Source organism: Pseudomonas sp. GW821-FHT09H03 (assembly GCF_059415945.1).
Map to the genome: position 1 here is coordinate 15,801 of NZ_JBWKOF010000012.1, position 13,567 is coordinate 29,367.

At 55.0% G+C, this 13,567-nt stretch carries 9 protein-coding genes and 1 pseudogene; 4 read left to right on the top strand and 6 right to left on the bottom strand.

Going from position 1 to position 13,567, the window contains the following annotated elements; genetic code table 11:
* Window position 1: 1 nt before the first annotated feature.
* The 3 genes from AC07OG_RS17880 to AC07OG_RS17890 all read right to left on the bottom strand — a co-directional run bounded on the left by AC07OG_RS17880 (window position 2) and on the right by AC07OG_RS17890 (window position 5,386).
* A complete protein-coding gene (locus tag AC07OG_RS17880) occupies window positions 2-778 on the bottom strand; it encodes a transporter substrate-binding domain-containing protein (RefSeq protein WP_495067638.1) in 777 nt (258 codons plus the stop codon).
* A 686-nt stretch (window positions 779-1,464) separates the two neighbouring features.
* A complete protein-coding gene (locus tag AC07OG_RS17885) occupies window positions 1,465-2,808 on the bottom strand; it encodes an OprD family outer membrane porin (RefSeq protein WP_495067639.1) in 1,344 nt (447 codons plus the stop codon).
* 145 nt (window positions 2,809-2,953) lie between these two features.
* Window positions 2,954-5,386, bottom strand: a complete 2,433-nt coding sequence (locus AC07OG_RS17890) for a penicillin acylase family protein (RefSeq protein WP_495067640.1) — start codon at window positions 5,384-5,386, stop codon at window positions 2,954-2,956.
* Window positions 5,387-5,748: 362 nt separating this feature from the next.
* Here AC07OG_RS17890 and AC07OG_RS17895 point away from each other — a divergent pair, with 362 nt between their 5' ends.
* From AC07OG_RS17895 to AC07OG_RS17910, 4 genes and pseudogenes are all read left to right on the top strand, one after another.
* On the top strand, window positions 5,749-6,708 hold the full coding sequence (locus AC07OG_RS17895) for an EamA family transporter (protein WP_495067641.1): 960 nt from the start codon (window positions 5,749-5,751) through the stop codon (window positions 6,706-6,708).
* Window positions 6,709-7,007: 299 nt separating this feature from the next.
* Window positions 7,008-7,985 carry a lipid A deacylase LpxR family protein gene (locus AC07OG_RS17900; RefSeq protein ID WP_495067642.1) on the top strand — a complete coding sequence of 326 codons (978 nt, stop codon included), beginning with the start codon at window positions 7,008-7,010 and terminating at the stop codon, window positions 7,983-7,985.
* 233 nt (window positions 7,986-8,218) lie between these two features.
* On the top strand, window positions 8,219-9,112 hold the full coding sequence (locus tag AC07OG_RS17905; protein WP_495067643.1) for a LysR family transcriptional regulator: 894 nt from the start codon (window positions 8,219-8,221) through the stop codon (window positions 9,110-9,112).
* A 170-nt stretch (window positions 9,113-9,282) separates the two neighbouring features.
* A pseudogene (locus tag AC07OG_RS17910) lies at window positions 9,283-9,684 on the top strand (transporter); the annotation flags it as partial.
* A gap of 56 nt (window positions 9,685-9,740) precedes the next feature.
* On the opposite strand, the gene AC07OG_RS17915 reads toward AC07OG_RS17910, so the two are convergent.
* The 3 genes from AC07OG_RS17915 to AC07OG_RS17925 all read right to left on the bottom strand — a co-directional run bounded on the left by AC07OG_RS17915 (window position 9,741) and on the right by AC07OG_RS17925 (window position 13,320).
* Complete coding sequence (locus AC07OG_RS17915; protein ID WP_495067644.1) at window positions 9,741-10,748, bottom strand: HAD family hydrolase; 1,008 nt, start codon at window positions 10,746-10,748, stop codon at window positions 9,741-9,743.
* A 139-nt stretch (window positions 10,749-10,887) separates the two neighbouring features.
* On the bottom strand, window positions 10,888-12,546 hold the full coding sequence (locus AC07OG_RS17920; RefSeq protein WP_495067645.1) for an arylsulfatase: 1,659 nt from the start codon (window positions 12,544-12,546) through the stop codon (window positions 10,888-10,890).
* 324 nt (window positions 12,547-12,870) lie between these two features.
* A complete protein-coding gene (locus AC07OG_RS17925) occupies window positions 12,871-13,320 on the bottom strand; it encodes a hypothetical protein (protein WP_495067646.1) in 450 nt (149 codons plus the stop codon).
* Window positions 13,321-13,567 lie beyond the last annotated feature (247 nt).

A 13,567-nucleotide genomic window follows, 5' to 3' on the forward strand; every position in this document is an offset into this window, starting at 1 on the left:
CTTACTTGAGGACAGCGGTCACTTTCATGGTGCTCGACTCCTTATCGGCTTCGGTGCCAAACCACTGTTTATGGATCTTTCCGAGTGTGCCGTCTTCTTTCATCTTGCTGATGATGTCGTTGACCTGATCAGTCATTGCCCAGCCTTTGGCGTGCATCAGCGAGTAACGTTCACCGGTGGGAATACGCGCGACGATGCTGTATTGCGGCTTGTCCTTGATGTAGTAGAGCAGCGCCGGAATATCGCTGAGGTAGCCATCGATGCGCCCGGAAGCCAGGTCAAGCATGGCTGGCGAAAGTCCCTCGTATCGCGAGACATCGGCGAACTTGTACTCGTCCTTGTGTTGGCCGATCCACATGTCGCCGGTCGAGCCGGTATCGACGCCAACCACTTTGCCATTCATGTCGGCCAGGCTCTTGACCTTGGACGTTGTCAGCGAGGTCAGGGACTGGTCGCTGTCAAAGTAAGGCTGCGCGAAGGCAACCGACTCCAGACGTTTTGGGGTGATGGTGATCGATGAGATAGCGATCTCGACACGATTTGATTGCACGGCACTGAACAGGCCGTTGAAAGGAATATTGATGAACTCGACGGTTTTCCCGGCGCGCTTTGCCACTTCTTTTACAACATCGACTTCGAAGCCGACGAATTCACCTTTGGCGTCCTGAAATTCCCAGGGCACGTTGCCAACGTTAGCACCTACAGTCCAGTCAGCTGCCCAGGTTGGCAGTGCCACTGCGGCGGTCATGAACAGTCCCAACAACACTTTCGCTTTCATGTTTGCTCCCGATTGTTTGTTTTTTTAGGTGCTAACAGCGGTTGATTTCGTACAACGTGGGATCGAGAGTAAACCAATGGAATATTTAATTCAATACTTCTTATCTGTGAATTTTTTACTCCATTGCTACCCTCAGTTTTCCTGATGCGTCACGTCCAGAGGGCTGGTTACGGTATGCCCAGGTCAAGCCGCGAGTAGTCAGGAGATCGGTAAACCCGCTTCGGCGGGTTGCGTCACATTTCGCACGCCGGCTTTCTCCGTGTCCTGGTTATCAACTGTGATCCCAAATCGGCCAGACAGCTCCTTTCTCCCTTTGGGCGTCAATGCAAGTGAAGATACATACGGTCAGCCGCCTCGGACACGATCAGCCAACCTGACTTGATGAGCGATTGAGCCCGCCCTGGCCTCTGTCGAGACCGACAGCATCGCCGACATTGTGTCGCGTGTGGTCACGGCTCTTGATAACTCGCTCGAAACTAAGGGCGAGTTGATGTTCACGTTGCCGGCTTGCGCCATTGCCTCGTTAGCTGGTGGCCGAGGTGGCGCGCTACGACTCACCAGTGCAAAACACCCGGCAAATTGATCGTTCCCACTTCACAAGCTGTGTAACGGAGGGCATGACAGTCAATAACGGCACCGACTGGGTTCGCAGATCTGTAATTCGTATTTATTGCAACAATGGCGGATCAAAAGATCTTGATGGGGGCGTTGACGATCAGTCGGAACTCATCCACGTTGCCTTCCGCTTGATACTGGCTGGCGTGATGCCAAGCGTAACCGCTTAGCACGTTCACCCCTTTGAAATAACCGGATTGAACGGTGTAGGTGACAAGGGTGCCGATTTCATCGTGGCTTTCGTCGCTTTGATTAAGTACAGACGAATAGATGCCATTGGCCCCGCCGTTATAGTGAGTGCCATCGATACCCCAGCCTTTGGCGTACCAGAGACTGGTGGTGAAACCGGGCACGCCGTAGGCTGCGAAGTCATTGATATAGTTAACGGAATACGAGCGCTCGTTCGGGCCGTTGTAGTTGGAGAGAAAGATGTTGGGCAGCGTGATGGCGTTGGATTCGCCTACGTAGTCGAAATACTCATCGCCCTTGATTTGCTGCAAGCCAAATCGCAAGGTGTGGTTCTGATAACTGGGCGCGATCGTCAGCCCGTAAGCTTGCTGATCTATCTTCCCGGCCACTTTGCTACCGCTCGACTGCGTGTTGTAGGCATCGAGCTGCACTTTAGTGGAGAACCCGCCCCACGTGTATTTGTTGCCCAGGCCCAGGTACTGGCGGTCCCAGATATCATCGAAGCGTGACACATAGGCACTGGCGCGCCAGCCGTCCTTGCTCAGGTAGTCGGCACCGGCGTAAGCGATCGAGTCGCTGGTGACCAGTCGCGATCCGAACGAGGGGCTCAAGTCTTGACTGCCAGCACCGGTTCGCGGCGTGGCCTCATCGAAATAACCGGACTTGATCGTCAGACCTTCGATATCATGACTTTCAAGCGATACACCATCAAATGATGCTGGCAATGTTCGAGTATCGGAATATCCCATGACCGGTGTCCTGGCCGGCTGCTGCCTGCCAACCTTGATGAGCGTATCGGCGACTTTGACCTTCAGCGCCGCTACGCCCACCTTGCTCCAGTCATCAACCACATCACCGTCCTTGTCGACCAGCAGGCGGTTGCTCCCGCCTGCGGTCGCCAGTTTGCTGCGCTCAAGAGCGACGGCGGAAAACGTCGAGAGATCCAGGCCGAAACCGACCATGCCCTGGCTGAACCCGGAAACATAATCGAGCTTGAATCCCTCAAGCCATGCGGTGCGATCACGCACCTTGCGGGGGCCTTCGGATGTCTGGGCGCGATAAAAAGTGTTCTTGTGTCCGACCTCGTGGGAGTACCACATGCGGGTATTGAGGGTCAGCGAGCTGTCCTCGATAAAGCCGGCTTCATTGGCCTGAATCATGGTTGGCGTCAAAAAAAGGACGGCCGAAAACCCTGCGACCACTTGGGTCGAACGAACGATATGCATGCCTTGCTTCCCTATGGAGCTTCTTATTTTTGGAGGCATCCACACTGGACGTTTATTTCAACGGCACGGTGCTTGAATGCGAAGGGAGGCGGCCCCGCTACCAGAGCTTGAATCTGGAGCAGTGCCGCCGGGTGGCGAACCCCAATCAATAAGTCAGGTTTTTTTCCTCGACCGTATGCGCCTTGATATCTTCCTCGGTCAGCCATGTGCGTTTGTTTTTCAAATCGCCATAGAGAGCCAATTGATCGTCGAAGTGTTTGGAACGAGTACCGTCCGGAGCGATAAAACCCGACTGCCCGGGTGCGACCACTTCAAAGCCTTGCACACCGTCCATGGCAAACACCGTAAGGTTGTTTTCGGTGCCGCGATTCATTGCCAGACGATTATTCATCTGTTCCTTTTCACCCGCCTGAGGAATGCCCAGGAAGTTCTTCGGTGCGTAGATTGTGTGCGCAATCTCCGTGTGCCAGGATTTTGCATCCGGCCCTTGTTCCGCGCTCAACTCATCGATACTCAGCTGCAACGCCTTGAGCATCAGTGCGTCGACATCCTTGCCCTTGAACAGATCGAAACCTTTCGCTTTCTCGGCCGCCGTGGCGATCATCGCCTGATGCATGACCTTGGTCCCGACCTCGATATTCTGACTGCCCGGCGTGCCACCGCCCGGTGTGAAGTGGCCGGTTGAAAGGAATTTCCCGACCTGGTCCTTGGGCAGCACGTCGCCCAGTGACAGCGCCAGCATGTGTTTGAGCCAGGTGCGGAAAATGGGTGTCGCCGCCGAATCGTAGCGCCCGTCAGCATCGGCATCGAGGTCTTGATAATTCCATCCGGCGAGGATGGCAGCGGCATCGCGCACTGTTGCCTGGTCACTGTGTTCGGTGGCCTTCACCAGACGCGGCACGAAGAACCGTGCATTCGGGTCTTCGAACCCCGCCTCCATCATCAAGTCCCAGGCCTGGGAGGGCGTAAAGGCCGGACGGCTGTCCAGGCGCGTGAACAGCGTCTGGACACGGTCCGCGGTGTTCCAGGAGTACCACCATTGATCCGGATTCGGAAAACCTTCGGCAGGACGATTGTTCCAGTTGGCGATGTAGCCGGTTTTTGGGTTGTAGACCTGAGGATTAGTGGCGAACGGCATGAAGCCCTGCCACTCGAAATCGCCGCTGCCCGATACCGGCAAACGGTTGTCGTGACCTTGCACGCGCACCGGATACCGACCGCCAAGGGCGTAGCCAATGTTGCCCTTGTTGTCGGCGTAGTACCAATTGACGTTGATCGCGGAATGTTGAACCTGATCGACCCATTGCTCGTGGTTTTTCGCCTTGCTGACTTTGTTCCAGCTCATCAAGGTGGCGACTTCTTCGCCTTCCCAGCCCCGTCGTTTGGCGTAGGCAACACCGGCTTCGGGTTGATACTCGACGACGGCGCCCTGCACGCTGCGATAGACAGTGACCTGTTGGGTTTTTTCACCCTTGACGTTGACGGTTTCGATGCGTTTTTCAAACGGCCGGTATTGCCCTTGATAAAGGTATTCTTCCGGGTTTTTCGGGTTCAGTTCCAGGCGATAGATGTCGACGTTGTCCCCTGCCCCCCAGGTACTACCCCACGTAATGTCTTTGTTGTAACCGAACTCGACCATCGGGTAGCCGAACGGGCTGTTGCCGACCGCGTCATAACCGGCACCGTGCAGGCCAATCGAGTAGGTATAGGCCGGCTGATAAAAACCAAACTGCGGACCGTTGAGGAGAATCGCCTTGGCGTCCTTCGACTTCTTCGCACCGAGCACGATGATGTTACTGAAGGCCCGCTCCTTCGGTGATTCCCATGCCAGGGTTGGGCCATTGAGCGCCAGCAACGGCAGAGGTTTGGGCGATTGCTGCGCGACTGCCTTTGTCTTGGCCGGTACGTAAGCGCCATTGCGCACGGACGGTTGCCACTCGCCCTTGGGGACCGTGGTAGGGGCATCCGGGTTATCGACGGACAGGAGTTTTTCGAAGAGCGCCTTACCGTTTTTGTCCCCGCTTTGCGCGATCATTCCATCGAGTAACTGCTGGTTCTGCAACTCACTGTTGTAGTCACCGAAGCGGTTGATCATTGAGCCGATAAACACCATCGCCACGTCGAACGAGGTCCAGCGCTGCGGGGTGAAGCCATTGTCGATGAATTGCTTTGGCATTAACGCGCCCGGATTGCGGTCGATCTCGTCCAGCCATTTATTGATGCCCTGAGCGTAGCCTTCAAGAATGTCCTTATCAGCCTGGGGCAACTTGCCCAGTTGTTCCTTGATGCTCGCCGGCGAGTAGTTTTTACGAATGCCGATATCAAAATTCACGTAGTCCTTGCCCAATGCCTGCGCCACCTGGCCCTGGGTACTGAGTCGGGATATCTCCAGTTGATACAAGCGATCCTGAGCGATGGCATAGCCATAGCCATAGAACACACCATAAACCTCACTGGCGTAAACGTGAGCGGTACCGTACTCGTCGCGCTTGATCGTGACGTCGGCAGCCTGGGCAGGAACAAGGGGGACGCCAAGAAAAAAAAGGGTGGAAAGCTGCAGGGCGAATCGTGACGGCATGAGGGTTCTCATAAAATTCTCTATTATTATTTTGTGATACCTAAAAAACGTTTTATCTTTAAAAAACGTATCAGTTACTAAAGAGTGTCGTCAATGGCTTTTCGTTTTTGGGTGATTGATGACGTGGCCGAGCCTGCTCGCGAAAGGCTCATGATTAGCCGAGACAAATTAGTCATACGATCTCTACCTTTTAGCCAAGGCACCAAAAAAACCGACCAAAGCCTTTCACTAAAGGCAATCCACCTCCCTGCCTCTCTTGCCCGACCTACCCGAATACGGTACAAATCGACGAAGTTGTACGACGACACAATAAAAACACCCACGCCATTCCCCAGTTGGCCTGTCACCCTTCGAGATCTGCCATGTCCCGCCCTACACTTGCGCAACCCGTATCGCCACCCTTCCCTCGCCATCTCGCGGTGATCATTCTTTTGTGCATGGGCTGCGCGTTCGCCGGTAACCATGTGGCGGCGCGAGTCGCTTTTGATGATGGCGCGGGTGTGTTGCTGGCGATTTTGATGCGTTCTGGCGGGACCTTGCTGGTGCTGGCAGGCCTGGTGCTGTGGCAACGACAAAGTCTGCGTCTGCCGGCGGGTGCATGGCGCTGGCAATTGCTGTTGGGCCTTCTGATTACCGCGCAGAGCCTGTGTCTGTACTCCGCCGTCGCACGGGTGCCGGTGGCGCTGGCGCTGCTGGTGGGCAACGTGTTTCCCATCCTGCTGGCGCTGCTCACCTGGGCGCTGGGTGGCCCGCGACCGACCGCACGCACCGCTACGTTGATGGGGTTGATTTTGGTGGGGCTGGTGTTTGTACTGGATGTCCCCGGGCGTCTTTCGACCCAGAACAGCGTCGGCCCGCAATGGCTGCTGGGAGTCGCGCTCGCGTTCTGCGCCGCCACCGTGTTCGCCTGCGCGCTGTGGATCACCGACCACAAGTTGTCTCAGGTACGTGGTTCGGTACGCAGTCTGTTGACCATTTTCATCGTCTTCAGCAGCGTCAATCTGGCGGGACTGACTGGCGCCCTGCCAGGCGGACTGAACCTGCCCGCAACCTCCACCGGATGGCTGGCCCTGGCAACCCTGGTGGTGCTGTACGGCACCGGTTTTATCGTGCTGTTCATTTCCGTGCCCAGGCTGGACATGCCACGCAATGCGCCGGTAATGAACATCGAGCCGTTGGCGACGTTGCTGATGGGCTGGATTGTGCTGGATCAAATGCTCAGTGCGGGGCAGATTCTGGGCGGGGTAATTGTGGTCACCGGTATCGTTTTGCTGACGTATCGCAAATCAGCTATCAAGGCTGACGCCAAAGCTGTGGTGTGAGAATGCGGCCACGTTTCTCCGTGCAACTTGCAATAGGCATTATCCGCTAATCGGGCAATTTGCAACCATCGCAATAGTCCGTATTCGACGCAGGCCACGCCCCCTCTTACACCCTGTAAGTCAAGTAAGTTGGCATGCTCCCTGCACTGAGGCCAAGAGTAAAATTTCAGGTACGTACGTTCCAAATTTGGGAATGAAGTTTTATACAGACTGAAATCGGCTGCTCAGTATTTGATACATGGACCAGCCCAAACTCGCGGTTTATTTATCAAGTCCAAACAAAAAAAGGATATGCCCTAATGCAATTATGGATGCCAAAACTTTTGGTGGTCATCGCACTCGCAACACCGTCTGTTGCACTGTCGGATGTCTTGTCGTTAAAACTCGAAAATGATGTTTTTTCCGGTGGTGACGACGGTCATTACTCCAATGGACTTGAGCTGGCTTCAACCTTTAAACCGCAGAGCGATCATTGGACTCAAAACATTGGATCGTTGATTCCAGGCTGGGGTCCGGCAGGTGTCGACCTCGCAGCCTACCGTTTCGGCCATCAGATCTACACGCCGGATGACATTGAGCAATCAGAACTGCAACCGGAAGATCGCCCCTATGCGGGTCTCATGTATTTCGGTGTTTCAGTCTTTAAGAACACTCAACTGCAGGGCTGGCGAGAGACCGGGGAACTGGATATCGATCTTGGTATCGTTGGCCCGGCAACGGGGGCAGAGAAAATTCAGCGAGGGGTGCACCATCTGACGGGCAGTGATGAGCCTAATGGCTGGGACCATCAATTACATAATGAGCCCTATGTAAATGTCGGCTTCGAAAAGCGCTGGTGGCTGCAAACCAAACTCGCTGGACTGGATCTTGAGTACGGCCCCAGTGCCGGTCTCACGGCGGGCAATCTCTACACCTACGCTGCAAGTGGAATGGGTCTACGCATCGGACAAGGGCTTGAGCGCAGTTATAGCCTGCCGAATGTGGCCCCCTCTTTCAGTGGCAACCTGTACTTCCAGGAGGGTGGCAGTTTCGCCTGGTATGGCTTTGCCAACCTTCAGGGTCGCTATATGGCGCATAACATGTTGCTCGATGGCAACACCTGGAAAGACAGCGCCTCTGTTGATCGACGCGAATGGGTCGGTGATGCGCAAGTCGGGGTAGCGATGATCTGGAGTCAATGGCAGGCCGCATTTTCTACCGTGTGGCGAACCCGTGAGTTTGAGGGGCAAAACCAGCACGATCAATTTGGATCTCTTGCGATTTCTACAGTGTTTTAAAGCGCGGGGATGACGTCCGGTTTTGCTCAGTACGCTTTAAGATTTCCAAAGTGAGTGACGTTGTTGCGAAGAGGTTTTCACACATTGCTCACTCCCCTCCAGGGTGACCTGCCGGCGCGCATCGGCGGCGGCACGGTGAGCTTGGAACCCGGCGCGCTTCGGGGGGGTCGCGCATCCAGCCGGAACCTGCTTTCATGGAATAATCCCGCGCCCCTCATGCGAGGCTCTCATCAATGTCCCGCGCCAATCTCAACGACCTGCAAGCCTTCGTGGTGATTACCCGCGAAGGCAGCTTCACCCGCGCCGCTGCACAGTTGGGCGTCTCGCAGTCTGCGCTGAGCCACACCATGCGTGCGCTGGAAACCCGACTTGGCGTGCGCCTGCTCACTCGCACCACACGCAGCGTGTCCCCGACCGAGGCGGGTCAGCGTTTGTATCAATCCATGGCGCCGCGCTTCGATGAGATCGAACTTGAACTGGCAGCGGTCAGCGAATTTCGCGACACCCCGGCTGGTAATGTGCGAATCTCGGCGTCCGAACATGCGGCGAACAATATTCTCTGGCCGAAGCTGTTGAAAGTGCTGCCCGACTACCCGGACATCAAGGTCGAAATCACCGTCGATTACGCCCTCTCCGACATCGTCGCGCAGCGCTATGACGCGGGTGTGCGGCTGGGCGACCAGGTCGCCAAGGACATGATCGCCGTACCGATCGGGCCGCCGTTGCGCATCGCGGTCGTGGGTTCGCCTGAGTACTTCGCCCAGCGCCCGTTTCCAAAGGCGCCGGGGGATCTGGCTGCGCACAACTGCATAAATCTGCGGCTGCCTACCCATGGCAGCTTGATGCAATGGGACTTTGAAAAGGACGGTCACGAACTCAAGGCACGCGTTGACGGGCAATGGACGTTCAACAGCAGTGTGCCGATTTTGCGTGCGGCCGTGGCGGGGTGTGGTTTGGGGTTTCTGCCGCAAGATATGGTCGCGAAGGAGTTGGCCGACGGCAGCCTTGTGCGGGTACTGGAGGATTGGTGCCAGCCCTTTGCGGGCTACCATCTTTACTATCCGAACCGGCGTGAGCATTCGTCAGCATTTGGGGTGGTGGTAGAGGCGTTGCTCTATAAGGGTTAATGGCCAAACGTCACGAGGGCGATCCCGCCACGGCCGGCCATTAGCTCGACTCAAAGTACGGAGCTGGTTCTACCGGGCAGTGTATCTGATACGCCTCGGTGGCATGTTTTGGGGCCGCTTCGCGGACCAACGGGGGCGAGCCCCCTCGCCACAAGGTATGTAACTTCACTAGCGATGACCTGTTGAGCGGTGAACAATGGGGGGCGTTTCCCACTGTGGTTGCCCTCAAACAAAGTAATGGCTGGACCCGCGGCATTCTGGCTAACCACATCAGGTCGCTGGAAAACAGCCCGCCCGATGACAAAGACAAAATCAACCAAACCTTTCTGCAACCGTTCTTTCGTTACACCACCCATACCTACACCACCTACGGCATCAACACAAAATCCACCTACGACTGGCAAGCCCGCGAATGGTCAGTGCCGATCAATCTATCCGTCACCCAGTTGTTCAAGGTGGGTCATCGGCCCATGAGCCTGCAAGCAGGTCCTCGCTACTGGGTTGACAGCCCGAAAGATGATGCTGAGGGCTGGGGGTTTCGGGAGGCACTTACGCTGTTGTTTCCCAAATAACTCCAATTACAATCGTCACAACCCAAGCTGCATTGAGGCGTTAGAGGCGATAGGTTTCACGGAGCTACGGTATCAAAAGGGTAGATTTTTACCCACTCTTTCGCCATATCAACCACTGTCCAGTTCTGCGCCTGGGCTTCGTCCAAGGCTTTGTCCAGCTTGCCGATCTTTGAATCACGGTCGTACGCCCATTCACGCTGTGCATCGGTGTGATGCACAAGTCCCATGAAGCGTTTGCCGTCGCCCGCGGCGGTCCATTGCAACATCTGCTGATCGCCATCGGAGTTGCCAAAAGCGAAGATCGGGCGGCGGCCTATAACGGCGTCAATACTGACGGGTTTACCCGGCCCATCGTCGTTATGAGCGAGCTTGGGCATGCGCATGATCACCGGCTTGCCTGCGTTATATTGATACTCAGCGGTGAAGGTAGTCCCGATCACTTGCTCCGGTGGAACGCCATACACTTCCTCTGCCCAGGCGCGCATGAACGCCACTTCGCCTCCGGATACGATGTAGGTTTTGAAGCCGTTAGCTCGTAAATAGGCGAGCAATTCCAACATTGGCTGATAGACCATTTCGGTGTAGGGCTTATGGGTTTTGGGGTGCACGGCCTTGGCGAGCCATGCTCGGACATTGGCCAAAAAGGCTTGAGTACTGATCTCGGTATGGGTGGCATCGATGATCTTCATCAGTCCCTCCATACCACTGCCAGCCAACGTTTTCTGGTCGTTTTCCAGAACTGCCTTGAACGGCTGCTGTTGTTGCCATTCAGGATGCTGGGGTGCCAGGCGTTTGACCTCTTCAAGGGCGAATAGCACCTGAAAATACATGGGCTGTTCGCTCCACAGCGTACCGTCGTTATCGAACACTGCAATGCGTTCAGCCGGTGGCACAAAATCCTTGGAACCATCAACTGTCACCGCCTGGACGAACTCAACAATGGCGTGTTTGGAAGGTCCCTCACGCCAAGAGGGTAAGGGTTCGGCCGCTTGCAGCAGCAGCGGCCACAACAAGACAAGCCAGAGCCAGCGCATTGCCGGACGAACCAATGAAATGTCGTTCATGGATTACTCCCCTAAAATCGGGCGAAAAGTTGACCCCTTAAATATCCACTGCGTTATTTTTCACGCGTGTTGGATACACGCCGACTTCATGCTGCGAAGTGGCGCCCTCTGATGAGATCGCCACTTTTCGGCTGATGAATCAGTTGCCAACAGGCATCGGCAAGTTGACGCCCTCTTGCTTCAGAGACTCACGCACGGATTGAAATTTCTGATACTGCGACAGCGTGACAGGTCCGTCATAACCCATACTTTGCAGTTTTCGCGGTGGGTATTCGACGTAGGTTTTCATCAGCTTCATGATCGCTGCTGTGATCGGCACCATCGTCCAGGTCCGTTCCGTAAAGGTGGTCATGAAGAGGTCATAGCGCTCTTGCGGGTCTTGCCACAAGTCAAAGACTTGTGGCACGGTCGCTACATACTTATCTGCGCCCTTCCACCCTAAGTTAGTGTCCACCGCCAGACCACCGGTATGTGCGCCATCGTCACCGCGCAAGTTGAACACGGCTTTATAGTTTCCAACACGGGCCGCACCCGGGGTCAGTTCGTTCTCGGTAAAGTAGAACCACTCTTTTCGTGGGGAAGGGGCAGTGCCGGTGAGCACAGGTGTCATGTCATAACTGTCGAAGATGATTGGCTGACCCTCGCGATCTTTCTCAGGCAACTTCACGCCAGCAACGGAAGCGAATGTCGCCATCAAATCCAGGCCACCAAGAATCTCGTGGTTTTTTGTGTCGGGTTTGATTTTCGATGGCCAGACGGCAATTGCCGGTACCCGGTTACCGCCTTCACGCACGGTGCCCTTGGTCCCGCGGAATGGCGTGTAGCCGGCATCCGGATAAACGTCCTGCCAGGCGCCGTTGTCCGTGGTGTAGACCACCAGGGTGTTTTTATCCATCCCCAGCGCCTTGAGTTTGTCCATGATGCGACCGATGCGGGTATCCAGTTCGACCACGGAGTCGGCGTACTTGGATTTAGACATGGACTTATGAACAAACTCCGGTGCCGGCATGTTCGGCTGGTGCACCTTCATGAAGTTGACGTTGATGAAAAACGGCTTGTCCGATTTGGACGCTGTGTCGAGAAACTCAAGTGCGGCTTTTTCGACATAGTTGTCGAAAAAGGGGATACCGACCACACCGGGTTTGCCATCCACGACAGGTGTGTCCACGTACTGGCCATTGACCTTGAATTCTTCAATCGGTTTTTCACCTGCCTTGCCGGACAACGCGCCCTTGGTCACTCTGGTAAACATCGCGCGGGTTTCAGGGTCCATGTCGGGGAACCATTGCGGATCGGCATAGGTGTAGGCATTGAGATGGTACAGGCCGACATATTTCATCACGTCGTAGCCTTGCGCATTGGGCAAGGCGTAATCTGCTTCGCCCAAGTGCCACTTACCGGTGAAATAGGTGTCGTAGCCCCCGGTTTTCAGCACCGAGGCCAACGTCCACTCCGCCGCTGGCAAACCACCGCCCTGGCCCTGCATGGCCACGGTCGTCATGCCGCTACGATTGGGGATACGTCCGGTTTGCATGGCCGCTCGACCGGGCGTGCAGCTTGGCTGGGCATAAAAAGAATAAAAAGTGACCCCCTCTGCCGCCAGCTCATCGATGCTTGGCGTAGGCATACCTCGACCGATCCCGCCTCCGTAGGGGCCAAGGTCGCCGTAGCCGGTATCATCGGAGACAATAAACAGGATGTTGGTCTTTTCCGTTTGAGCCGCGTGGGCCAGTCCGCTCAGTGACAAAAGTGCAGCAAATACGACAGATAGCCTGAAATGATCCCTAAGCTGTTTCATACCAGAATTCCTCGTTGTTTCATGGTGTTAGCGACCGGGTGCTGAGTGCACATCAACATCGATCTTTAGTGCATTAACCACCGAGTAGTTCGCCAAGTTAGTGCGTTCAGAATCATTTTTTCTTATTGCCTGACCCTCGCACGGATTAAGGCGCAAAAGGAGTCTAGTGCGATTTTTTCTGTTGAACATGCCACTCGTAATGTTTTTTGGGCAGCATGTAAAGCCAGGGTTACAAGCTGTATGTACACCCACTATTAATCCAATAAACCGCAGTGAAATCACCGAAAATGGTGTTATCTCTATTTCCAAATGAACTAAGCAGCGTCAGCGGGTTGCTTGCGCTATATCGCCGCAAAAAATATCGACATTGCCATCTTCGGGTGAGGTTCGCACGACAACCGAATAATTACCCGAGAGCAGATCTGGCATTGTTATCGGCGCGCTTCTGTAAAAGCTCCAACCGCTGGCACCAGTGGCGGATTGAGTGTCGACCTTGTCGTTCATTGCGTAGGCGGCTGGCCCTGGTTGCTGACAACTGCCTTTATTGATGAACGTGTACAAGCGCGGAGGCATGATGGTTCCGATTGGAACACCTGTAACGTAGAAGTCAAAGTTAGTTTGATTGCCTACGCCGGTCAACGTGGTATTGGCAACATGCCCCGGATTTTTGTGAGTCGCTGCCAGAGGAAGGTTCATTGAATGGTTTGATGAGCTTGTGCAGCCAAAGAGGATCGCGGTGACGAACAGCGTAGCCAAGGGGGAGCTGGTTTTCATTGCCAACCTCCAATAATGGAAGAAGTGCTGTGGGGGAACTATTGGGTATAGCTCATTAATAGCGTAGCGCTCATGAGCATCTACTTTTATAGCCCCCAAACTTATGAAGACCCCGGTTTATCGATCAGACTTTTGAACCCGAACGCTAAACTGCCGGAGCACCTGCAAGTAAGTGGGTGGTTTCGGTACGATGCCACGGTCGCGCAAAAGCGCATGCAATTGTGGCAGGCGAAAATACGGCACTGAT

Bases quoted from the DNA above. Each gene is read 5' to 3' on its own strand.
- AC07OG_RS17880 (WP_495067638.1), bottom strand. From the start codon at position 778: ATGAAAGCGAAAGTGTTGTTGGGACTGTTCATGACCGCCGCAGTGGCA.
- AC07OG_RS17885 (WP_495067639.1), bottom strand. From the start codon at position 2,808: ATGCATATCGTTCGTTCGACCCAAGTGGTCGCAGGGTTTTCGGCCGTC.
- AC07OG_RS17890 (WP_495067640.1), bottom strand. From the start codon at position 5,386: ATGCCGTCACGATTCGCCCTGCAGCTTTCCACCCTTTTTTTTCTTGGC.
- AC07OG_RS17895 (WP_495067641.1), top strand. From the start codon at position 5,749: ATGTCCCGCCCTACACTTGCGCAACCCGTATCGCCACCCTTCCCTCGC.
- AC07OG_RS17900 (WP_495067642.1), top strand. From the start codon at position 7,008: ATGCAATTATGGATGCCAAAACTTTTGGTGGTCATCGCACTCGCAACA.
- AC07OG_RS17905 (WP_495067643.1), top strand. From the start codon at position 8,219: ATGTCCCGCGCCAATCTCAACGACCTGCAAGCCTTCGTGGTGATTACC.
- AC07OG_RS17915 (WP_495067644.1), bottom strand. From the start codon at position 10,748: ATGAACGACATTTCATTGGTTCGTCCGGCAATGCGCTGGCTCTGGCTT.
- AC07OG_RS17920 (WP_495067645.1), bottom strand. From the start codon at position 12,546: ATGAAACAGCTTAGGGATCATTTCAGGCTATCTGTCGTATTTGCTGCA.
- AC07OG_RS17925 (WP_495067646.1), bottom strand. From the start codon at position 13,320: ATGAAAACCAGCTCCCCCTTGGCTACGCTGTTCGTCACCGCGATCCTC.